Genomic DNA, 21164 nt, shown 5'->3' on the forward strand with positions numbered 1-21164 from the left:
GCATACTTCGCGCCATTGACCCCTCACCGGAAGCCGATAGTTTGTCGGGTTCGAACGTTATAAAATTGCCGCCTGCGAGCCAGGCCGCCGATCCCGAGATTTCTCGTGCGCACCGACACTCTGATGACACGATGGAAAACGCAGTCGCTGACGAAGCAGTTCCTGCTGATCGGCGGCATCGTCGCGACGACGGCCATGATCCTGGTCGGCGGGTTCGTCTCTAGTCTCATAGAAGATGCGGTCACGCGAAATTCGGCCGCGACGACAGCGCTTTACGTCGACAGCGTCATCGCGCCGCTCTTGCCTGACATGCAAACGACCCAGGTCCTGGACGACGCAGCCACCCGCGCCCTCGACGAGACGCTTGGACAGGGCGCGCTCGGAGATCGGCTTCGATCCTTCCGCCTGTGGCGGGCGGACGGTACGGTGCTCTATTCGAACGAGGAAGACGCGATCGGCAAGCGATTTGGCCTCAGCAGCGAATTGAAGACGGCATTCGCCGGCGAAATGGTCGCCCGGTTCGAGCCGTCTGACACCGCTGCGGGGGAAACTGGGCGGGCCGACGGCGCGCCGCTCCTGAAGATCTACAACCCGGTCCTGCAACCCTGGTCGGGACAGGTTGTTGCCGTTTCCGAATTCCACGAGATCGCCAATGATTTCCAGCGGAGCCTGCGGCAGGCGCGTTTCCACGCCTGGCTGGCCGTTGCCGCCTTTACCGTTTCCTTCTTCGTCGTGCTTTCCGCAATCGTCCTGCGCGGCAGCAGGACCATCGAAAGTCAGCGCCGCGCCCTCAGGCAGCGTATCGATGAGCTTTCGGCGTTGCTTTCGCAAAACGAGACGCTGCGGGGGCGCCTCCAGCGGGCGTCGCAACGTGCGACAGCGCTGAACGAAAGCCATTTGCGGCGCATCGGCGCCGACCTGCATGACGGCCCGGCGCAGCTCGTTGCCTTTGCCTCGTTGCGGCTGGACAGCCATGCATTGATCAGCCCGATGACGTCATCGGCGACGCGCGAGCGTGAAATCATCGCCATCAAGGCAAGCCTCGACGAAGCCATGGATGAGATCAGAACGATATGCAGCGGGCTGGTCCTGCCGCAGATAGAGACCGCGAGCCTGGCCGAAATATTGGAGAGAAGCGTTCAGGCACACAAGCAGCGAACAGGATCGGCCGTGGATTTATCGATGTCCACGCCGCCCGATCGCCTTTCGCCGTCGGCCAAAATATGCATATACCGTTTCGTGCAGGAGGCGCTTAACAATGCCTACCGTCACGGCGGAGGCGTCGGTCAGCGGGTTGTCCAGACGATGGATGGCGAACGCGTCTGGATTGAGGTCGCGGACAACGGTCCAGGCTTCGATCCCGGTGATGTAAAGCCGACAAGTCTGGGGCTCGCGGGCCTGAGGGAGCGGATCGAAAGCCTGGGTGGCGCATTTGAAGTCAGCTCTTCCGCACCGGGTACGATCGTTCGGATGTCGCTCAGCACTGAGGAGATGGGGCAAGGATGACGGCAGCAATACGTGTGGCGGTGATCGACGATCATCCACTATTCAGAGAAGGCGTGACGCGAAGCCTGTCGGAAATCGACGGGTTCGAAATCGTCGCGGAGGGAAGCTCGGCGGAGGACGCACTGCGCATCGCCGAGCAGTTGAACCCGCACATCATGCTGATGGATATCTCCATGCCAGGCGGCGGGCTGAACGCGATCCCTCTGATCCTTGCAAAAGCGCCCCTGCAGAAGATCGTCATGCTCACTGTTTCCGAGGCAAGCGACGATGTCACGGCAGCTCTCGGCCATGGCGCAAAAGGTTATGTTCTCAAAGGGATCGGCTCTCGCGCACTGGCAGATGTCATTCGCACCGTGGCCTCGGGGGAGAGCTATGTCACCCCGACGCTGTCTGCCAAACTCCTCTCCAGCCGCTCGCACGCCTCTGCAAACCAGTTTGAACTGGTCGCCAGCCTGACCAGCAGAGAACAGGAAGTTCTGCAACTGGTGGCATCGGGAATGAGCAACAAACTCATCGCCAGAAAGCTCGATCTGCAGGAAAAGACCGTCAAACACCACATGACGCAGATCATGACCAAACTGGGGGTCACGAACCGGACAGAAGCCGCCATGGTGTGGCGTGACGCGATCGACCAGCGGGGTCAATGAATAAGAGAGTGAAGCCGCTTTTCGTCGGCTGACGTCGCGCGCCGGTTGACGATGGTGCGCCCCCTGGCATCCTTCATGATATAGCGGCCATTTCTGATGACTTCGCTCATCCCGTCGACATGGCGAACGCCCAACGCCGACGTGCCGTCTTCGACTGACGTGGCCTTTGCCCTCACCCCACCTGAATTGCTCTTGCCGTTTGAGTTGCCGCTTCCCTTCCCGCTTCCGTCTCCACCGCGGTTTCCATCGCCGCCGCCCTTTCCATCGCCGCCTCCCTTGCCATTGCCGTTTCCGCCATTTTTGGCCAAAGCGGACTGCGAGGCGAGTTCAAGCGTGGAGCCACCCATCTCTATTTTGCAGGGAAGGATAGAAAGGCAAAGAGCGATCGGGACACACCACAGCGCTGCAATAAATCTCCGGCCCGTCGTCATGATTATTCCCTTGGCAGCTCCGATCGGCGCACCGCTCACCCTCCATCGGCTACAGAAATACGCACCCGTGAACAAGGCGGATTTGAGGTCGAGACCGTCGCATTCGTTGCGACAGCGGAGCAAAAAGGTTTCACGGACATGATGGACCAACGGGGAGTCCTCAACACGCGTATCCATCACGTTCTGAGGATTTTGCTCACGGCTCCCCCTCATCGTCAACCACAGACCCAGCCAGCCGGGGGCTATCAGACCTTTCCCTCAGCGAGCATAGGACGTTCGTCCGAGGAGTTTAGGACTAAGGTCGCAGGGACGCCGCGGGCGATCGCAAAGAGTTGCGCCTACTCCTGCTGGCTGAAAACCTCGCACGGCTCAGCCCTCGATCATAGGCTGGCCGCTGTCCTGAAGGCCGCGGAACCGCGCGGCGGCCTCCGTCCTGTTGTGCACACCCAGTTTTCGAATGATGTGGTGCAGATGAATCTTGACCGTATGTTCGGATAGCCCGCATTCGACAGCAATCACCTTGTTCTGAAGACCGTGAGATACCATCCCGAGTATCTGCGATTCTCGCGCCGTGAGTTCAGCCATGTTGCTCGTCCGAGCCGCCGGAACCTGAGCGGCGCCATTATGTGCCAGCAAAGCGTTTTGCTCGCGCAACATCGTCTTGATCAGCGGTCTAGGAGGAAAATACTCCCCGCCGCAGAGCATCAGACGGATGACCGACAGCCAGACATCGAGCCTGAGATCCATTGGCAGAACGCTGCGAACAAGCGGAGATCCGGCAATTTCACTCAGAGGCGTGACATCGACCTTGTCGTAGGGCTCGATCAAGGCGGTAAGAGCATGCGGATGCATGCGTAAAAGTTCTGCGGATGAGGCTTCGGCTTCCTTCATCAGCGCTATGTCGACCAGGATGAGTGCCACGGGATGAGAAAACGTCATGCAGGCGGCGGCAACGTGCTCGACTTGCTCGATGCGGATCCAGGGGAATTCCCGTTCGATGGCGTCGATCAATCGTTCCGACACGCTTCCGCTGTTCGTCAGAAGCAAAATGACGCGTTGCGGCTCAAGTCGCCTTCTGGCGCCTGCAGCGTCATACGCATTCCCGTCGAGCAGCATATCCGTTACCTATCAGCATTTGCCTGCATCCTGGAACCGGCTGGTTTCAGGATGCAGGCAAAATTCCAAACTGTTGGAGCGATCCCGATATCTCCGACCAGGAACCCTCCTGATACAGTCTCCGCATCCTACGGCGGCAGCGATGCATTCCGCACGCCCACTTGCTGGACTTTAGCGCAGCCCGCGGACAATCGCGACGACGCAAAAGGACTGAGCCTGGGGGTGGCCGCTCGATCAACGAAGAAAGGCTGCGACGGCTTACTCATCCAAACGGGCTATGAGGGGGCTATATCAGGGGTCCTGCCGGAGGTATGCCCGCACCCCTTCTCATACCCGCCCCCTATCAACATCCCTCCTTAGATCAGTTGGGCTAAACCGATATCCACCTCGGTCTAGTCCACGCATACCGCGCATCCGATTCTCAGCAATATTGATGAAGCGGAACCTCCGCTCTTCCCCTTCTCAATCCGCGTTCAATTGGCACACTGAGCATTGCTCTTTGCCTTTTAGCCACGGGGCGCTTTGGTTTTGCAGCACGGAGAAAGACCTTGAACGTATCTTCCCGCTCGTACCGTGGACCGCTTCGTGCGGTGTTCATTGCCGCAGCAATGAGCGTTTTCGGCGGCATGTCGACAGCGGCTCTAGCCGAAAGCTCTCAGCTTGCACCGCAGACCAAAATTCGATTGACGATCGTCCAATGGATGCCCACCCGCGGCGTCTACGAAAAATGGGATTCGATCGGCGGCGAGTTCCTGATTTCGGACGCGGGGACGGTGTCACTCCCGGTTATCGGCACCCTGCCCGTCGGCAATATCGACACCGTCGCGCTGGCCGCACAGATTTCCAAGGAATTGAAGGCCAAGATAGGATTGGTCGAAACACCGCACGTCACCGTCGAAATTCTCGAGCACCAACCGGTGTATGTTGTCGGCGATGTCAACAAGCCGGGAGAGTACAAGTTCCATCCCGGCCTCACCGTCTTGCAGTCGTTGGCCATGAGCGGCGGCGAATTCCGCCCATCGAATGGTCTCCTGGGGGCCGGGGATAATACTGGTTACGTCGGCCAGCTTCGGGAGATCGAAAACTCCATATTGCGCACTCGGATCAGAATTGCGCGGCTTCAGGCCGAAATTTCCGGCGAAAAGGAGATGCGGTTCGATCTAGGCTCGCAGGACGACCAGGAACTCGCTGCAGCAATTCTCCAACAGGAAAAAAGTATCCTTGCCGCCCGCATCAACGTCGTGGCTCGGCAATCGAAGTCTCTCGTGGAACTGCGTGATCTCCTGGGGGCGGAAATTGGCGTCATCGAAAAGAAGATCGACGGGACCGACGAGGACATAACATCGATAAAAAAAGAAGTCGCGAGTGCCAAAAGCATGGTCGAGAAAGGCATTGCGCTTCCATCGCGCCAAGCGGATCTTGAGCGGACGCTGCGCGGTTACCACGCCAATCGGCTCGATCTGGTGACGGCGATCATGCGGGCACGCCAGAACATCGCCGAAGCAACACGCAATCTGGAGGGACTTTACGACAAGCAGCAGACAGAGGTTGCGACCGAACTGCAATCGGCACAGGCGGCTCTTGATCAGTTGCAATTGAAGCGCGACACCACGCAGAAACTACTGGTGAACGCCCTTTCCAGCGGCATGGGTGCAGGCGCACCCGGTGGCGGTCTTACGCTCGCCTTTACGGTAACACGCCGGATCGGTAAAACGGTCAACGAGATCGCCGCATCCGACTCGACCTTTCTGCAGCCGGGAGATGTCGTCCGCGTCACTCGCAAAGTCACTGCGAGCGCCCAGCCTTCACCACAGGTGACGCAGCTTCCGGATATGCGATCAGAGCAGGCTAGCCAATGACGCGCCAAACACTTCGTAGGCAACCGCTACCGATGATTGCGAACCAGTCGGATATGATGGCGACGATATGAAAATCGCGGTGACCGGCACAAGCGGCCAGGTGGTGACCAGCCTTGTCGAGGCAGCTGCGGCCATGCCTGACATCCAGTTGGTGCCTGTCGGACGACCGGACCTCGATCTGGCAAATCCCACTTCGGTCAGACAGGCGATCCTGGATGTGAAGCCTGACATCGTTGTATCTGCAGCCGCCTGTACCATGGTCGACCGCGTCGAGGACGAACGGAACCTCGCCTATACGATCAACGTGGTTGGTGCCGCCGCTGTCGCCGAGGTGGCGGCCACGCTCCATGTGCCGATCATCCATCTCTCCTCCAACTACGTCTTTTCCGGAGACGAGCCCTATCCCTACGACGAAGAAGACGAGGCCGAACCGAAAACAGTCTACGGCTATACCAAGCTGAGAGGCGAACGCGCCGTTGCCAGCGTCAACCCCCGCCACATAATCCTGCGCACGAGCGGGCTCTATAGTCCCTTCGGCCACAATTTCGTCCGGACGATGCTGCGCATCGCAGCCGAGCGTCAGAGGATTGCCGTCGTCTCCGACCAGTGGGGCAATCCGACATCTGCCTTGGACCTGGCAGATGCCATTTTGCTCGTCGCAACGCACCCGACAAGACATCATACCGGCATCTTTCACGTCGCCGGCACCGGCGAGACCAGTTGGTCGGGCTTTGCCAGGTATATTTTCGAGGTCAGCCGCACGCATGGCGGCCCGTTCGCCGAGGTGCAGGAGGTTGCTTCCGCCGACTACCGCACCAGGGCCAAGCGGCCATCCAACTCATGTCTCTCGACCGACAAATTCGACAGGATCTTCGGCTGGCGTGCGCCAATCTGGCAATCGAGCGTCGTGCCCGTCGTCCGGCGCATCATCAACGCGGACTACCCTCGCTTTCGCCCGAAGGCACGCGGGAAACGAAAGGCTTGAGCGATCCATGAACATGCGCGAAACGCCAGCCGCACGGCATACCTACGTCCAGATCCTCAAATCGACAATGGTGATCGGCGGTTCATCGCTGGTCACGATGATTTTCGCCGTCGTCCGCAACAAGGCAGTGGCCCTGCTGCTTGGCCCGGAGGGTGTGGGGCTGATGGGCATTTACAACTCGATCGCCGATATTGCCCAGACGATTGCCGGCCTTGGGGTCCAGTCCAGCGGTGTCCGCCAGATTGCCGAGGCTGTTGGAACGGGGGATGACGCAAAGATTGCGCGAACCGCGTGCGTGCTTCGATCCGTGTCCATTGCACTCGGCCTCGCAGGCACGATCATGCTTGCGGCGCTGGCCTTTCCGGTGACGTGGTTCACTTTCGGTGACCATCAGCACGTCATCGGCGTCGCATTGCTGTCAGTTGGGATTTTCTTTCGCCTTGCCTCAGCGGGGCAGACGGCATTGATCCAGGGACTGCGGGAGATTTCGACACTTGCCAGGATCAATATGCTCGCCGCATTTTTCGCCACAGTGGTTACCATACCGCTGGTGTATTTGTTCGGCGCCGACGGGATTGTCCCGTCTCTCGTCGCCGCAGCAGGCGCTACGCTTTTGGTCTCATGGTGGTACAGCCGGCGCGTGCTGCGCGATACGCCAGATCTTTCCGGCGCGCAGTTCAGGGAAGAATTTGCCGGCCTTGTGAGGCTGGGTTTAGTTTTCATGATCAGCGGCTTGCTCACTCTCGGCAGCGCCTATGTCGTCCGCATTATCGTATTGCAGCAGGGCGGTGTTGCGGCCGCGGGCTTGTATCAGGCCGCCTGGGCACTCGGCAGTCTCTACGCCGGCTTCATCCTGCAGGCCATGGGGACTGACTTCTATCCACGCCTGACGGCGATCGCAAAGGATCATGCCGCGTGTAACCGCTTGGTGAATGAGCAGGCGCAGGTGAGCATGCTGCTTGCCGGGCCGGGGGTACTGGCGACCTTGACGTTCGCGCCCTTTGTGATGTGGCTCTTCTATTCGCCGGAGTTCTATGCTGCTGCGAATCTTCTTCGCTGGATCTGCCTTGGCATGTTGCTCCGCATCATTGCCTGGCCTATGGGCTACATCGTCCTTGCAAAGGGTGAAGAGGCCGTCTTCTTCTGGACGGAAGTTGCGGCGACCGCCGTCCATTTAGGCTTGGCCTGGTTGCTGGTATCAAAGTTCGGTGTGGCTGGTTCCGCAGCAGCATTTTTCGGCCTTTACCTCTGGCACGGCGTCCTCATCTACATGTTCGCGCGAAAGCTTACCGGATTTCGCTGGTCGACCGCCAACCGCAGGATCGGGCTTGTATTCCTCGCCGCCTCGGCACTGATATTTAGCGCGACTCTCATTCTGCCGCTCTGGCAAGCGACCGCGCTGGGTTGCCTGGCGGTCGTCCTGAGCGGACTCTACGCGCTGAAACTGCTGGTCGCACTTGTGCCGCCGGAGCGCCTTCCACGGCCGATCAGAAAATGGGTGCTGAGATAAGTTTAGCGGCGCGGCCGGCAAGCCCGCTCTCATTTCAGGCGGAGCGAAGCAATAATTTCGGTTGTGCAATGGAAAAGCGCTCAACGGCCTTATGCAGTGGCGGCCTGGCGATCGATGCACAGATCGCGCAATGCCTCGACGACGAAGGATACCTCGTTCTGCGTCATCTGCGCAAACAGCGGCAGAATGACCGCGCCTTCCTGCGCCGCGACGCTTCGCGCAAGGTGGCTTGCCGCCACGCGATGCGACGACTTGTCGGCATAAGCACCCTCACGATGGATGTTCATGATGCCCCGTCGCGTCGATATGCCGATGTCGAGAAGCGCCTGCATCGTGTCCCTTTGATCGAGCCATGGCGGAAGCTTCACACAATAGCTCTGCCAGTTGCTGCGAGCCCAAGAAGGCTCAGCCGGCGTCTCGAGCCAGGGAATATTTCCAAGCCCTTCCCGATAAAGCTCGGCAAGATGACGCCGTTGTGCGACCAGGGCCGGCAGACGCGCAAGCTGCACCCGGCCGATCGCCGCCTGCAGATCCGTCATGCGGTAGTTGTAGCCCAGCTCGGGGTAAACTTCATAGATTACCTGCTTCGAGCCATGACGAACCGTATCGGGAACACTCATGCCGTGTTGTCGCCACAGGCGAAACTTCTGGTCATACTCGGCGTTGGCAGTGGTCAGCATTCCGCCGTCACCGGTAGTGACGACCTTGCGCGGATGGAAGGAAAAGCAGGCAATGTCCGCCTGCGGAGCGCCGATTTTTTGCCACGCGCCATTCCACAGGATTTCGCTGCCGGTTGCACAGGCGGCATCTTCGATGACCGGTATGCCGTGGTTGCGGCCTATGCCGACAATCTTTTCAAGATTGCAGGGCATGCCGAGTTGATGCACGCACAATATCGCCTTCGTCCGAGGCGTGATTTCCGCCAGGATCAGGTCCGGATCTATATTGAACCCATCGGCTTCGATGTCGACAAACACAGGGATTGCGGCACAGTAGCGAATTGCATTTGCCGTTGCGATGAATGAATGGCTGACCGTTATAACCTCGTCGCCTTCGCCAACACCGACGGCCCGCAAGGCCAGATGGAGCGCAGTGGTGCAGTTTGAAACCGCGCAGGCATGATCGGCCTGCACGAATTCGGCAAATTCGCGCTCGAACGCGGCAACCTCCGGCCCTTGGGTTACCCATCCGGACAACACGACCCGGCGAACGGCCTCCACTTCCAGCTCGTTGAGAAGGGGTTTTGCGACGGGAATCTGGAAGAGCGCCGGTTTCATGCGGCCTGCCCTCCGGCTGCGACCGCCCTCTCCTGCCGCCACCATTGCACCAGATCGCGAAGCCCATCCTCAAGGGTCACGCGCGCCCGGAATCCAAGAAGTCGCTCGGCCTTGCTGGTGTCGGCGAGCCGTCGCGTGACGGCGTTCACCTTGCGCGCCGGCTGATGTTGCGGTTCGATCGTCGAATTCATAACGCCGGCGAGCATCCTTGCCAGTTCCAGGAGACTCGTTTCGGTACCGCTGGCGACGTTGAAAACCTCGTCGGTGACCTCCGATTTTGCAGCGAGCAGGTTTGCTCGCGCAATATCGTGAATATGGACGAAATCCATCGTCTGGCTGCCGTCTCCATGGATCACGGGCGGCAAGCCGGCCGAGATTCGTTCCATCCATCGGATCAGCACCTCGGTATAGACGCCGTAGACGTCCATGCGCGGACCATAGACGTTGAAATACCGCAGTCCGACATAGCGAAGGCCATACATCTCGGCAAAGCTGCGCAGGAGCCCCTCGTTGAACGCCTTTGCCGCGCCGTAGATCGTTCGGTTGTTGTACGGATGATGTTCCTCGGTTGTGGGGAAACTGTCGGCAAGACCAAGAACGGATGCGGAAGAGGCCGCTATCACCTTTTGGACATTGGCTTTGACGGCGGCTTCGAGGACATTGAACGTGCCCTCCGCCAGAACGTCGAATGCAAGACGCGGTTCTTCGGCGCACTGGGTGATCCGGATTGCCGCCTGATGGAAGACGACGTCGACACCCTCGAGGCACGTCGCAAGCAGCGCGCGGTCGCGAATGTCTCCCTCGATGATCGTCAGCGGAAAGATCGCGGCTGCCTGTGCGAGGTTTTCCCGCCGGCCACGCACGAAATTATCTAGGATCAGAATTTCCCGCGGCTGTTCCAAGGCAACGAGATCGGCAATATGCGACCCGACGAGGCCAGCTCCGCCGGTAATCAGTATCCGCTTGTCCTTCATGATCTGCCCTTCATCTTCAAGATGTTGCCGGCGATGCGTCGTTTTCATTTCGCCAATGCAGGAATTTCGCAGGAACGCCCGCGACGACCGAAAATGGCGCCACATCGGAAACGACAACCGCTCCCGCGCCGACGATCGCGCCTTTGCCGATCGTCACGCCGGGGAGGATCGTCGCATTGGTGCCAATATCCGCCCAGGCTCCGATGCGGACCGGCTTGATTTCGAGGTCTGTTCGAATAATCGGGACATCGACCGGAACAGCCGTATGACTGGAGCCAAGCAGCTTGGCGCCCGGGCCCCAGCCGACGCACTCCTCGATCACCAGCTCGCGTGCATCCATATAGGCTTGCGGGCCAATCCAGACATTGTCTCCGATCACGCAAGTTCCGTCATACCGACCCTGGATATAGGCCTGTGCACCGATGAAAACGCCGTTGCCGATTTCAAACGTTTCGGGGTGCTTGAAGCCGGCGCCGCTGCCGACCTGAAGACCGGTGCCGCATCGCCGCGAGATCGCATGCCAGATCGCGCGGCGCATCACGGCATCGATAAATCCGTCGCCGGATGAAAAGCGCCCGTAAAGCTCCAAAAGGCCCGCCGAGCCGTAGGCTTTCTTCAACTCCGCGGCGAGTTCACCAAGAGAACGCGCGTCCTCCGAGCCATCGCGGCGGCCATGCACGGCCTGCACAATTCGTGCCATGGAGATCTTCTCAACCGACATAGGCGTCCTGCTCCACAGCTGCCACCACCTGTTCGACCTGCTTTGCCGTCATCTCCGGATAGATGGGCAGCGAAAGCACCGTACGTGCGGCAGCCTCGGAGACCGGGAAATCCCCCGGCCGATAGCCCAGGTCTTCATGCGCCTTCTGGAGGTGTACGGGGATCGGATAGTGAAGACCTGACTGGATGCCTTCGGCTTCCAAAACCCGGTGAAGTCCGTCACGATCCCGGCATCGAACAGCATAGATGTGATAGACGTGCCGGCGATCGGCAACCTCGACCGGGGTCTTCACCGTGTCCAATCCGGCAAGCAGGGACGAGTAGTGCGCCGCATGCGCGCGCCGTGCCGCGGTCCAACCGTCCAGATGGCGAAGTTTCACGCGCAGGATGGCGCCCTGAATACCATCCATGCGATAGTTGAACCCCTTCGCTACATGATGGTAGCGCCGCTCCTGTCCCCAGTCCCTCAGCATCCGCATGGTCTTGGCATGCGCATCGTCATTGGTGACCGCAATGCCGCCCTCGCCGCAGGCGCCGAGATTCTTGCCCGGATAAAAGCTGAAGCAGCCGGATATGCCCATGCTGCCCGCTCGGTGGCCTTTATATTCGGCACCGTGGGCCTGACAGGCGTCTTCGATCACCGGGATGCCGTGACGCGCCGCGATCGTCATGATCGCGTCCATGTCAGCCACCTGTCCGTACAGATGAACGGGGATAATGGCCTTGGTGCGGGGCGTGATCGCCGCTTCCAGCTTTGCCGGGTCCATCGTCAGGGTGACGGGCTCGACATCGACGAAAACCGGCAATGCGCCGGTGTAGCAAATCGCCGACACCGTTGCGACGAAGGTGAAGGGAACAGTGACGACTTCGTCGCCGCGGCCGACGCCCGCGGCGAGCAAGGCCAGATGCAGCGCACTGGTGCCGGTATTGACGGCAACGGCATGCTTCACGTCGCAATAATCAGCGAACTCTTCTTCGAGATGCGCCACTTCATCGCCCAGAATATACTGAGCCGAGGCAAGCACGCCCAGAACCGCGGTATCGATCTCGCTCTTGATCGATGCATATTGCGCTTTCAAATCGAGAAAAGGGATCATGCGATCCGCCTCGTCTGTTCGAGTTCGATCAATCGTCCGCGCTGCGCAAGGGACTGTGTTGCGGCTTCGAGAATGCGGACAACCCGCAAGCCGGCATGTCCGTCGGCGATCGGCTGTTGGTTCTGTTCGACGCAATCGACGAATTGGCTAAGTTCGCGGCTCAGCGCCTCCGTCATATCGAGATGCGGCGCATACATGTCGCCGGTGCGGTAGCCTACCAGCATCTGGTAGACTTTCTCGCCGTTGCGCTGCGGGTTACCGTTCAGCGTGATGCCCTTGTCGTAGATCTTGATCTTCTCGCTGGGCTCCAGATCGTCATAGACGATCATCTTGCTGCTGCCGCCGATCAGCGTCCGGCGTACCTTGACGGGCGCCAGCCAATTGACGTGGATATGCGCAATGAGCTTGCTTTCGAAAAAGAGATTGAGATAGGCGATGTTCTCGGGTTCGCCGACAACGTGGCTCATCCCCGTTGCCGAGACGGCAACCGGCTTTTCCGGCAGCACGTAGTCCATGATGGAGAGATCGTGGACGGCGAGATCCCAGACGACGCTGACATCGTGTTGGAAAAGTCCGAGATTGACCCGGACGGAGTCGTAATAATAGACATCCCCTAGTCCGTTCTCGACAATTTCGCGCATCTTTCGGACCGCACCGGTGTGCACGAACGTATGATCGACGGCGAGTATCAGGCGTCTGCGGGCGGCTTCATCGACCATGCGGCGTGCCTCGTCCACCGTCCATGCCATCGGCTTTTCGACAAAGACATGCTTGCCAGCCATCATGGCTTTCATGGCGAGCTTGAAATGGGTCGACACCGGGGTGGCTATCGCGATCGCGTCGACGCTGGGATCGCGCAGGACCTGCTCGAAGTCGTCGGTTATCTCGACCGAGGGATAGCGCGCTTTGACGGCTGCCAGTCGTTCCTTTCGGAGATCGCAGACATAGAGGAGCCGCGCGCCGGGGACTTCCGCTATGTTCCGAACCAGGTTCGGTCCCCAATAGCCGTAACCGATTACCGCGATGCCAATCATCATGTTCTCCTGGAGAATGGGACAGCTGCCGGCGCATCCTGCACACGGCCGATAATCCTTGCGGGAACGCCAGCTACGATAGCGTGGTCTGGAACGTCTCTTGTCACGACCGCTCCGGCGCCGACCTGCGCTCCCTCGCCGATCATCAGACCCGGCAGGATCGTGGCATTGCTGCCGATTGCCGCATGTCGCTTCACTAGGGTCGGGACGACCTCCCAGTCGCCATCGGCCAAAAGCCCTCCGCCAGGATCAACGGCACGCGGATAACGGTCGTTGGTGAACATGACGCCGTGGCCGATGAAAACACCGTCCTCGATCGTCACGGCCTCGCAGATGAAAGAGTGGCTGGAAACTTTGCAGTTGCGGCCGACATTTGCATTTTTCTGGATCTCCACGAAGGTGCCGATACGGGTGCCCGCACCAATGCTGCAGCCGTAGAGATTGACCAGATCGGGATGATGGATAACCACCCCTTCGCCTAAGGTAACACTCGATGCAATCATCCCGCGACGACCCCGCATTTCCGATTATCGCTCAACCGAATGGTTTCCATGCGGATAATGTCCCTCGCTCCAGTGCCCGCGAATGCTGCGCAAACTTCCTTTATTCCACGTTCAGAAGAATTCGTTTCGACCAGCGAGTAAAGAAAACAAAATGCGGTATTTAGGCCTTCGAAAGGCGTAGCTGCGCACGGAATCGTAGTGCGCCCTAAGGCGGATGCCGGTCGCGGTCGGCTCTGGCACATGTCGTTTTCAGTCGAAGTGGGAGGTTGCGGTACGCATGGATCCACGCAAGTCTGGCAGCCCTTCCGTCCACCCCGTCCCGGCGACGGAGCAGGATGGTGCCGAGAAGCCGAAAACCGAGGGAAACGATGCGTCTTCTTGTCTATCCGCATGACCTGTCGATCGGCGGCAGCCAGATCAACGCAATCGATCTCGCAGCCGGTGCAGCTGCTGCGGGTCATGAGGTGATCGTCTACGGCATCCCTGGCCCGCTTGTTGACTACATCGCCGAACGTGGGCTGCGGTTCATTCCCGCTCGGCCCCTGCACTACCGCCCGGCACCATCACGAATAGCTCAAATAGCCACCATCGCATTACGAAACCGGATCGACCTCGTCCACACCTACGAGTGGCCAAGTTGTCTGGATGCCTATTACGGCGCTTCGCTTTTCCTCAATGTGCCGTTGTTGTGTACTGTGCTGAGCATGGACGTGATGCCCTACGTTCCTGCTTCGGTTCCTCTGATAATGGGAACGGCAGATCTCGGAGCACAGGCACGCAAGGTTCAGCGGAGCGACGTCTGGGTGCTGGAGCCGCCGATCGATGTAGACTACGACAATCCCCGCATTGACGGCAGCGCGTTCCGCAGCAGGCTCGGCGTGTCTGCGGATGACTTTCTTGTAGTCAGCGTCTCGCGCCTCGCGCTCGACCTCAAGCTGGATGCCTTGGTGCGGGCCCTCGATGCTGTCGATATGCTCGCAGGCCAATATCCGCTGAAACTTGTCCTGGTTGGTGACGGCCCCGCCCGCGAGGCGCTGGCCAGCCGGGCAAAAGCTGTAAACCTGAGGCACGGTCGAGATGTTGTTCTTCTCCCGGGCGCCGAAATGGACCCGAGGCCGGCTTATGCCGCAGCGGATCTCGTGGTGGGGATGGGAAGCTCTGCACTGCGAGCGCTGGCGATCGGTCGCCCGCTGATCGTCCAGGGTGAAAAGGCGTTTTCCGAGATATTCGAACCGACAACCTATGACCTGTTTCTGAAGCAGGGCTTCTACGGGTTAAGCGATGCATCGGCCGGTTCCCACCGGCTCGCCCGACAGATTGAAGAATTGCTTCTCGACCCTGCCCGCCGCAGCAGGCTCGGCTCCTACGGGCGACAGGTGGTGGCTGAGCGCTTCAGCCTAAAGCGAGCGATCGATCTGCAACTGGACATCTACCGGCATGTCCTGGCCAGTCCGCCCCGCAGAAGCTTTGCCGACGCCGCGCGTTCGGCACGCTTGGCCCTCACGCTGGAATTTGCAAATCACGACCCCGCTCGAAAGAAAAGCAAGAAGCTCCGTGAGCTGGCAATCCTTTCGGCAGCACGCTCGGGGCGCTGGCCACCGGAGGCCGCTGAATACGGGCAGTAACGAGGACGTCTAAGCGACGCTCTGGCGCTGAGCGTGCACCCCCACACTGTCACCGGCCATCAAGTGGCAGGCCGGCGGGGCCTTCTTTTAAACAGCTTGCCGAGTAGAATGGAACCGATCAGCTTTACATGAAGCGGATAATCCTTAAGCGCAGCCGCCAGGAACCTGATCATTCGTCTTTTCTTGCCCACGGTGTGGAAATAGCGGCCGACATCGATCAGCATCAGCGACCGCTGTTTCTTTCGACATTGCAGGACGTCTTTGTTCTTTTTCAGAATGCGCAGCACGCCGATCGTTTCCTTGCGGCGATTTCTCGAAATGCTGTCGTGCGAGACGAAGCCCAGCACAACCGGTTCGATGTCCTCGTAGATGGACGTATGCTGGGCCAGTCTGATGGCGAACTCCCAGTCTTCATTGGCCTTGGCGCAAACATCGAACCATTCCGCATCCGGAATGCAGTTTTTCCGGAACAACGCGTTTTGCAGACTGATCCGGTTCTCTACGAGAAGGTGTCCCAGCTGGTCTTCACCAAGGCGCAGTCGCCCTTCAGGGATGGGCGCGTAGGCAACGCGGCCGGGGCCGTAGTTCTGCTCGTTGTCGCGGCCATAGATGATTTTTGCACCGGTAACGGCGCCGACATTGCTGGGAATTGAAGAGAACAGCGTAAGCTGCTTTTGCAGTTTACCGGGCAACCACAGATCGTCACTGTCCTGGAAGGCGATATAGTCTCCTTTGGCGTGACCTAGGCCGGTATTTCGCGCGGCTGCAGCGCCACCGTTTCGTAAGCGCCTTACATAAGTTATCCGACGGTCATCCACGCTGCGAACGACGCGCTCAATATCTTCCGTGGAAGCGTCGTCGACAACGATCAGCTCCAAATCCTCATAGGATTGCGAGAGCACGCTGTTCATGGCTGCCACCAGGCAGTCGCTTCGATTATACGTGGGTAGGATCACCGATATTTTCATCAGAAGAAGAATCCACACAATTGAAACCGGCGTAACGGCGCAACACGACCCTTCTTCCCTATGGGACGATCACGAGCGACACAATTTATCTTTATTCGTGAGGGCGATGCCATCAGGCTTGCACGGAATATCCAGCCGATTAAACGCTCCCCATTTGGATGATCCTTCGTGCGACCGATAGTCGGTTTCCAGGCCGCCTACAGACGGGCAAGCAAGCATAAGAGGTATGCCCTCATTCGAAGCCCCGCCACTTCAGCGACGTAAATCGAAGTTTATTTCTGCCAAAGAGTTGGACACACTTCCAACTCTTCTGGGGGGGTGTTTTGAGATCGCCATGAGACACTGGGTAACACTTGAACTGCTGCTTGCCGCCGCCTGGCTCCTCCCGGCTGCGATCGAAATGCGTGGGGCGGCCGATGCCGTAGCGCAAGAAAGGTCGCAACTGGTGCGCGCATCGGCGGCGCGCGCTGAGGCCGGCGCCTATCCCGAGGCAGCGAACACCGGCGTACCCGCAGATGTGAACCTCCTCCCTGCCACGCGTTTCAGCCTTGAGGTCGCCGGGGAAACGCTAAGTGGCCTGGATTTTCAGGGGCCGGTCACGATCGCGGCTCCCAACGTGACGCTCCGGAATTGCCGCATAACCGCCAAAGGGTGGGCGGCGTTAGACATCCGCGCGGACGGAGTGACCGTAGAAAATTGCGAGATAAATGGTCAAAGCACGCCTGGTACTCGGGGGATCAGCGTTTCCGGCCGCAATGTTTCGATCCGCCGCTGCGACATTCATCACGTGGAAGACGGGATCTACCTGACCGAGACTGAAAAATTATCCATTGAAAACAATTATATACATGACCTGCAATCCGATTGGGGAGAGCCCCATTTTGACGGAATTGCCGCGGATGGAGGCATATCGGATGTCCTCATCCGCGGCAATACGGTGATCAATCCGCACCAGCAAACATCGGCGGTCATGCTGAGCAACTATTTCGGTCCCATCTCCGGCGTCTTGATCGAAGGCAATCGACTTATAGGCGGCGGATACACCGTTTACGCTGACGGCCAATTCACTGACAGCAAAATCTCCGACGTTACGTTCCTGGGCAATAGGCTGGGACGAGGTTACTACGGATACGCCTCCATCCAGAAAAACTCCCCAAAATGGTCCGGAAACATTGACGACAAGCTTGGGACGCCGGTGAACCGGTGAAATGTGCGAGACAAGGGGCGCCACGATCGCATCCTTTAGCCGGTGCTGTCCGGGCCGCGCTTTCAAGGAGGGTGAAAGTAATGGCAACGTCCAGCAGAAGTTGAAGCGACCTCGGCTGAGACGAGAAATTCCTGGCACCCGGGGACCAGCTTTTACTGTATTTTACATACAGGCCACAAAAATACACTTTCTCGTTTCATCGAGCCAGCAAATTCATCCTTAGATGAGCGAAATGTCGTTTTGCCTGCTCAATCGCCAGGGCCTAAAAAAGAGGCAGGATTCGTCATTCCACGGTCGGCAATACATAAAACACTCCAAGGATCCCCCAAAAAGATAGGGGGTATGCTTAGGGATAATATTTTACCTCTATTGGGTGATCAGGCATTTTTCCCTTGAAAAACAAACAGTTCACGAAATTACTCTAAAGCTATGCAATCTCGTAAGGATCGGTTAATATAAGCAGGTACGCATAGAAAATCTTCGTTTTATTGATCATGTATAAAAGGGCTCAAGGCCCGCATTAAAAACTGGGGCTAGCACATGCGCTGTGTAAAACACCTCGAATGGATCGGGGCCGGTGAGCATGTGTCTTTAAGGGAGTAAGGTACCTATGAACTCGCTGACAATGACGAATGGCAAGCCAGTACAGAACAGTCTTTTTCATGCAGCACCAACAATCGACCCATCCCACACTCTGGACGATACCGATCACGTAACGCGAGGACGTTCGCTGCTGATCATCGACGACCGCGCGCTTGATCGGCAATGCCTTGCCTACTGCATATCTGCCCACAAGATGGATATGGACGTTCTGGCATTCGGCTCGATCAATGAGTGGGAACGCAAGCGCCACGACTATCCCCCGCTGGCTGCAATTCTGTTGAACGTGGGAGGCAAGAAAATTGCCGAACCGGCCGTTGCCGAGGAAATCCGCAGGCTATCTTCGGCGTTGGAAGCGCCAATCATCGTATTGGCCGATACCGATGAGCTCTCGCAAATCATGAAGGCGCTCGAATGCGGTGCCAAGGGCTATATTCCTTCTTCAGTCAGCATTGACGTTTGCATCGAGGCGATTGCCCTTTCAATGGCAGGCGGTATCTTCGTTCCGGCCAGCAGCGTCTTGGCCATGCGCCAGGCGATCGAATCTGGCAATCCAGCCGCGCGGCCCCTCGCCGGCATGTTCACCGAACGACAGGCTGAAGTGGTCGAGGCGCTGCGGCGCGGAAAAGCCAACAAGATCATCGCCTATGAACTGAACCTGCGGGAAAGCACCGTAAAGGTCCACATCCGCAACATCATGAAGAAGGTCAAGGCGACCAACAGAACCGAGGTGGCCTACAAGATCAAGGATCTTTTCCCGCTTACGGTCGAGAGTATGAACGCAAGTGAACACTAGCACTTGATCGAGGCCCTTTAGCCGAAAAGAGATAAATCTACGCACTAAGGCAAAGCACCAGACCGTGCTTTGCCTTCTCTTTTGTTTGTCTGAACCGGTTAGAGACCGGTTCCCTTGAGGACGACAGCGGGCGTCCGCATCAATATCCACAAATCGGTGCTAAAGGACATGATGCCGGAGTACCGGGTGTCATGCAGCGCCCGTTCGGTGAAGGTGCACCCATTACGCTCGCTGATTTGCCAAAGCCCGGTCAGTCCTGGGCGCATGTCGAAATAGGCCGTCCCTGGGTAATGTTGGCGCTGCTCGGGAAGCATCGGACGCGGACCAACAAGGCTCATGTCCCCAACAAGTACATTGTATAGTTGCGGAATTTCATCAATGGAGTATTTGCGCAAGCATTTACCCAATCTGGTAATGCGCGGATCGTTTCTGAGCTTCTGCATGGTCTCCCACTCCGCCTTCGCCACGGGATCGGCGGCGAGATACGTTTGCAGCCGCTTCTCTGCATCGGGGGCCATGGTACGAAGCTTCCAAAGATGGAATAATCTTCCCCCTTTCCCGACACGCGGCTGGCGGTAGAAAGCCTTGCCGCCGTCGCTGCGGATCAACACCACACATATTCCAACAATTGCGAGCGCAAACGGCGCGGCCAGCAATGTCACCACGACATCAAAAGCACGCTTGGCGGTGAAATAGAGGAATCGCGGCTTGATCGCCTGGCGATCCGGAACGCTCTGCGGGACAAGCCGCAAGGAGTATTGCATCTCTATTTTTGACATACGCCCTCCAGCAATATGAATTTTTTAAGAACAGTCAGGCTGATCCGACACAAGAGATGAAGAATGAGGTTGTGCCTGAGACAATGATTTCCGTTCTCTTATTTTGTGCGCTGATCCGGAAATCCCTCTATTAATTAGATATTAAACATATTGTAAAGAAACTCAATAAACCTAATCTAAACAATTGGATGTAGGTCGCCCGGCGACAAAGCGATGAGCTCGAACCGAACTTGGAAAAATTCAAACAAAGGCGGGGATTTTTGCCGATGAGGCGCGGTGCTTCTGCCTTGTTGACCGGATCGAGTGGGGGCATCGCGTCAAGGTTGTTGCCAACCAGTTCGCCCTCGCGGTGCAAGGCAAAAACCAAAGAGGACCGGCGCGAAAAGGGAAATCAGGACCGCTCGCGGTTCCAATTTTCCACGAACCGGCTTGAACCGCCGCGTAGCGCCAGATCGAACATTCGGCGCCCCCGGTGAAGGCGAATGCGCGTCAGGCAAACCATCGCGAGCAGGCGATTTCGCATACCCGAGACACGGTCCGTCCTCATGATTTTTATGCTTTCGGCCAGGGGCGAAGCAACCACGATTGCGCAGCCGACGAACCATCGCAACATCGCCTTGCGTCGGCCGGCGACTTTCCCATATTCATGGGCCACGTGCCGGTCCCATCGACGGGCCAGTTCTGCAAAGGATTTGCAGGAGGGCGTCAGAACCCGCGCCTCAGGCAGAAAGGCGATCCGATAGCCCAGACTCGTTGCTCGCTGGCCCCACTCGGTATCCTCCATCGTTGCAATTCCGCCGAAGGGCCCAACGGACTGAAAAACCCGGGCTCGTACGGCCATGTTGCCCGTTGCCGCAAAACCATAGCGTTCCACGTAAACGCGCGCTCGGTAGCTATAAATGTTCTCGTAGGACTCGATTGCGCTCGGGCACGCGGGATTGTCGAGCAGGACTCCAATTTCGCCGCCGATGAGATCGATATCGGGATTCCTGGCCATGTACCCGACAACTGCGCGCACCCACCCCGGTTGCGCAATGCAATCAGAATCGATGAACGCAAGTATCTCAGCCCGGGCGAGAGAGGCGCCCAAATTGCGCGCAGGGCCTGGACCGGGAAGAATTTCGCGCTCCAACCGCAGATTTTGAATGTGAGAACACGCAGCCGCAGGCATTTCGGTTGAACCATTGTCGACGACGATGATCTCGAACGGGATGCCGTCTGCGTGCTGCGCATTCAAGGAAAGAAGGCAGCGACGCAGATCGTCGGGCTCGTTGAGGTGCGGAATGATCACGCTGAGCTGCAAGGGATCGTCCATCAAATCTTCCCGCCGGGTTCAACCAGAATAGGCGGCACAGGCACGCCTCCGCGATTGCGGATGCTCTCATCAGACCATGAACGGGCCGGACGTAGGAAGACGCGCCACCCCCCGCCTTGAGGCGCAGTGCGGCTGAACGCCTGGGTGCAAAATGGGGGGCCGCTCCGCGCCAAGTACGCCTTTTGGGGGAAAGACATGGTCCCACCGATCTGCGT

General features: G+C 58.3%; 19 protein-coding genes. 8 read left to right on the forward strand and 11 right to left on the reverse strand.

Features of this window, described 5'->3' with window-relative positions:
• Nucleotides 1–123: 123 nt before the first annotated feature.
• The gene (locus A3AY_RS0132210) at nt 124–1506 is read left to right on the forward strand and encodes a sensor histidine kinase (protein ID WP_040669552.1); all 1383 of its coding nucleotides are present in this window, start codon (nt 124–126) and stop codon (nt 1504–1506) included.
• Entirely contained in the window at nt 1503–2153 is a 651-nt protein-coding gene (locus A3AY_RS0132215) for a LuxR C-terminal-related transcriptional regulator (RefSeq protein WP_018329786.1), read from the forward strand. The genes A3AY_RS0132210 and A3AY_RS0132215 overlap by 4 nt, the downstream gene beginning before the upstream one ends.
• On the opposite strand, the gene A3AY_RS0132220 is transcribed toward A3AY_RS0132215, so the two are convergent.
• Complete coding sequence (locus tag A3AY_RS0132220; RefSeq protein WP_026204050.1) at nt 2147–2584, reverse strand: hypothetical protein; 438 nt, start codon at nt 2582–2584, stop codon at nt 2147–2149. The two genes, A3AY_RS0132215 and A3AY_RS0132220, sit on opposite strands and share 7 nt — an antisense overlap.
• Nucleotides 2585–2953: 369 nt before the next feature.
• A complete protein-coding gene (locus tag A3AY_RS0132225; protein ID WP_018329788.1) occupies nt 2954–3700 on the reverse strand; it encodes a helix-turn-helix transcriptional regulator in 747 nt (248 codons plus the stop codon).
• Nucleotides 3701–4248: 548 nt separating this feature from the next.
• Between A3AY_RS0132225 and A3AY_RS0132230 the strand changes: the two genes are divergently transcribed.
• From A3AY_RS0132230 to A3AY_RS0132240, 3 genes are all read left to right on the forward strand, one after another.
• Entirely contained in the window at nt 4249–5559 is a 1311-nt protein-coding gene (locus tag A3AY_RS0132230; RefSeq protein WP_018329789.1) for a polysaccharide biosynthesis/export family protein, read from the forward strand.
• Nucleotides 5560–5626: 67 nt separating this feature from the next.
• Nucleotides 5627–6544: a dTDP-4-dehydrorhamnose reductase gene (rfbD, locus tag A3AY_RS0132235; RefSeq protein WP_018329790.1), complete on the forward strand. Its 918-nt coding sequence runs from the start codon at nt 5627–5629 to the stop codon at nt 6542–6544.
• A 7-nt stretch (nt 6545–6551) separates the two neighbouring features.
• A complete protein-coding gene (locus A3AY_RS0132240; RefSeq protein ID WP_018329791.1) occupies nt 6552–8054 on the forward strand; it encodes an O-antigen translocase in 1503 nt (500 codons plus the stop codon).
• An 89-nt stretch (nt 8055–8143) separates the two neighbouring features.
• Here the strand turns inward: A3AY_RS0132240 and A3AY_RS0132245 are convergent, their stop codons facing one another.
• From A3AY_RS0132245 to A3AY_RS0132270, 6 genes are read right to left on the reverse strand one after another with little or no spacing between them, the layout of a single operon-like run.
• Nucleotides 8144–9331: a DegT/DnrJ/EryC1/StrS family aminotransferase gene (locus A3AY_RS0132245; RefSeq protein ID WP_018329792.1), complete on the reverse strand. Its 1188-nt coding sequence runs from the start codon at nt 9329–9331 to the stop codon at nt 8144–8146.
• Nucleotides 9328–10305 carry an NAD-dependent epimerase/dehydratase family protein gene (locus A3AY_RS0132250; protein ID WP_026204051.1) on the reverse strand — a complete coding sequence of 326 codons (978 nt, stop codon included), beginning with the start codon at nt 10303–10305 and terminating at the stop codon, nt 9328–9330. Before A3AY_RS0132250 ends, A3AY_RS0132245 begins: the two co-directional genes overlap by 4 nt.
• A gap of 16 nt (nt 10306–10321) precedes the next feature.
• Nucleotides 10322–11026 carry an acyltransferase gene (locus tag A3AY_RS0132255; protein ID WP_018329794.1) on the reverse strand — a complete coding sequence of 235 codons (705 nt, stop codon included), beginning with the start codon at nt 11024–11026 and terminating at the stop codon, nt 10322–10324.
• Nucleotides 11016–12122, reverse strand: a complete 1107-nt coding sequence (locus A3AY_RS0132260) for a DegT/DnrJ/EryC1/StrS family aminotransferase (RefSeq protein ID WP_018329795.1) — start codon at nt 12120–12122, stop codon at nt 11016–11018. The genes A3AY_RS0132255 and A3AY_RS0132260 overlap by 11 nt, the downstream gene beginning before the upstream one ends.
• Entirely contained in the window at nt 12119–13156 is a 1038-nt protein-coding gene (locus tag A3AY_RS0132265; RefSeq protein ID WP_018329796.1) for a Gfo/Idh/MocA family protein, read from the reverse strand. Before A3AY_RS0132265 ends, A3AY_RS0132260 begins: the two co-directional genes overlap by 4 nt.
• The gene (locus A3AY_RS0132270) at nt 13156–13659 is read right to left on the reverse strand and encodes an acyltransferase (protein WP_026204052.1); all 504 of its coding nucleotides are present in this window, start codon (nt 13657–13659) and stop codon (nt 13156–13158) included. Before A3AY_RS0132270 ends, A3AY_RS0132265 begins: the two co-directional genes overlap by 1 nt.
• 368 nt (nt 13660–14027) lie before the next feature.
• Here A3AY_RS0132270 and A3AY_RS36760 point away from each other — a divergent pair, with 368 nt between their 5' ends.
• Nucleotides 14028–15284, forward strand: coding sequence for a glycosyltransferase family 4 protein (locus A3AY_RS36760; protein ID WP_018329798.1), 1257 nt, complete (start codon nt 14028–14030; stop codon nt 15282–15284).
• A 59-nt stretch (nt 15285–15343) separates the two neighbouring features.
• On the opposite strand, the gene A3AY_RS0132280 is transcribed toward A3AY_RS36760, so the two are convergent.
• Complete coding sequence (locus A3AY_RS0132280; protein ID WP_112864763.1) at nt 15344–16252, reverse strand: glycosyltransferase family 2 protein; 909 nt, start codon at nt 16250–16252, stop codon at nt 15344–15346.
• Between the two features lie 226 nt (nt 16253–16478).
• Here A3AY_RS0132280 and A3AY_RS0132285 point away from each other — a divergent pair, with 226 nt between their 5' ends.
• Complete coding sequence (locus A3AY_RS0132285; RefSeq protein ID WP_026204053.1) at nt 16479–17459, forward strand: right-handed parallel beta-helix repeat-containing protein; 981 nt, start codon at nt 16479–16481, stop codon at nt 17457–17459.
• Nucleotides 17460–18069: 610 nt separating this feature from the next.
• Nucleotides 18070–18855 (forward strand): response regulator transcription factor, encoded by a 786-nt coding sequence (locus A3AY_RS0132290; protein WP_018329801.1) that lies wholly within the window; start codon nt 18070–18072, stop codon nt 18853–18855.
• A gap of 98 nt (nt 18856–18953) precedes the next feature.
• Here A3AY_RS0132290 and A3AY_RS0132295 read toward each other — a convergent pair whose 3' ends face one another.
• Both A3AY_RS0132295 and A3AY_RS0132300 read right to left on the reverse strand, forming a co-directional pair.
• Nucleotides 18954–19634 (reverse strand): sugar transferase, encoded by a 681-nt coding sequence (locus A3AY_RS0132295; protein ID WP_018329802.1) that lies wholly within the window; start codon nt 19632–19634, stop codon nt 18954–18956.
• A 391-nt stretch (nt 19635–20025) separates the two neighbouring features.
• Nucleotides 20026–20949, reverse strand: coding sequence for a glycosyltransferase family 2 protein (locus A3AY_RS0132300; RefSeq protein WP_018329803.1), 924 nt, complete (start codon nt 20947–20949; stop codon nt 20026–20028).
• Between the last annotated feature and the right edge of the window lie 215 nt (nt 20950–21164).

The organism is Rhizobium giardinii bv. giardinii H152 (assembly GCF_000379605.1).
In the GTDB taxonomy this organism is placed as follows: Bacteria; Pseudomonadota; Alphaproteobacteria; order Rhizobiales; family Rhizobiaceae; genus Pararhizobium; species Pararhizobium giardinii.

What these genes read in the sequence shown, in the direction of transcription:
- A3AY_RS0132210 (WP_040669552.1), top strand. Translation starts at nt 124, where the DNA reads ATGACACGATGGAAAACGCAGTCGCTGACGAAGCAGTTCCTGCTGATC.
- A3AY_RS0132215 (WP_018329786.1), top strand. Translation starts at nt 1,503, where the DNA reads ATGACGGCAGCAATACGTGTGGCGGTGATCGACGATCATCCACTATTC.
- A3AY_RS0132220 (WP_026204050.1), bottom strand. Translation starts at nt 2,584, where the DNA reads ATGACGACGGGCCGGAGATTTATTGCAGCGCTGTGGTGTGTCCCGATC.
- A3AY_RS0132225 (WP_018329788.1), bottom strand. Translation starts at nt 3,700, where the DNA reads ATGCTGCTCGACGGGAATGCGTATGACGCTGCAGGCGCCAGAAGGCGA.
- rfbD (WP_018329790.1), top strand. Translation starts at nt 5,627, where the DNA reads ATGAAAATCGCGGTGACCGGCACAAGCGGCCAGGTGGTGACCAGCCTT.
- A3AY_RS0132240 (WP_018329791.1), top strand. Translation starts at nt 6,552, where the DNA reads ATGAACATGCGCGAAACGCCAGCCGCACGGCATACCTACGTCCAGATC.
- A3AY_RS0132245 (WP_018329792.1), bottom strand. Translation starts at nt 9,331, where the DNA reads ATGAAACCGGCGCTCTTCCAGATTCCCGTCGCAAAACCCCTTCTCAAC.
- A3AY_RS0132250 (WP_026204051.1), bottom strand. Translation starts at nt 10,305, where the DNA reads ATGAAGGACAAGCGGATACTGATTACCGGCGGAGCTGGCCTCGTCGGG.
- A3AY_RS0132255 (WP_018329794.1), bottom strand. Translation starts at nt 11,026, where the DNA reads ATGTCGGTTGAGAAGATCTCCATGGCACGAATTGTGCAGGCCGTGCAT.
- A3AY_RS0132260 (WP_018329795.1), bottom strand. Translation starts at nt 12,122, where the DNA reads ATGATCCCTTTTCTCGATTTGAAAGCGCAATATGCATCGATCAAGAGC.
- A3AY_RS0132265 (WP_018329796.1), bottom strand. Translation starts at nt 13,156, where the DNA reads ATGATTGGCATCGCGGTAATCGGTTACGGCTATTGGGGACCGAACCTG.
- A3AY_RS0132270 (WP_026204052.1), bottom strand. Translation starts at nt 13,659, where the DNA reads ATGATTGCATCGAGTGTTACCTTAGGCGAAGGGGTGGTTATCCATCAT.
- A3AY_RS36760 (WP_018329798.1), top strand. Translation starts at nt 14,028, where the DNA reads ATGCGTCTTCTTGTCTATCCGCATGACCTGTCGATCGGCGGCAGCCAG.
- A3AY_RS0132280 (WP_112864763.1), bottom strand. Translation starts at nt 16,252, where the DNA reads ATGAAAATATCGGTGATCCTACCCACGTATAATCGAAGCGACTGCCTG.
- A3AY_RS0132285 (WP_026204053.1), top strand. Translation starts at nt 16,479, where the DNA reads ATGCCCTCATTCGAAGCCCCGCCACTTCAGCGACGTAAATCGAAGTTT.
- A3AY_RS0132290 (WP_018329801.1), top strand. Translation starts at nt 18,070, where the DNA reads ATGAACTCGCTGACAATGACGAATGGCAAGCCAGTACAGAACAGTCTT.
- A3AY_RS0132295 (WP_018329802.1), bottom strand. Translation starts at nt 19,634, where the DNA reads ATGTCAAAAATAGAGATGCAATACTCCTTGCGGCTTGTCCCGCAGAGC.
- A3AY_RS0132300 (WP_018329803.1), bottom strand. Translation starts at nt 20,949, where the DNA reads ATGGACGATCCCTTGCAGCTCAGCGTGATCATTCCGCACCTCAACGAG.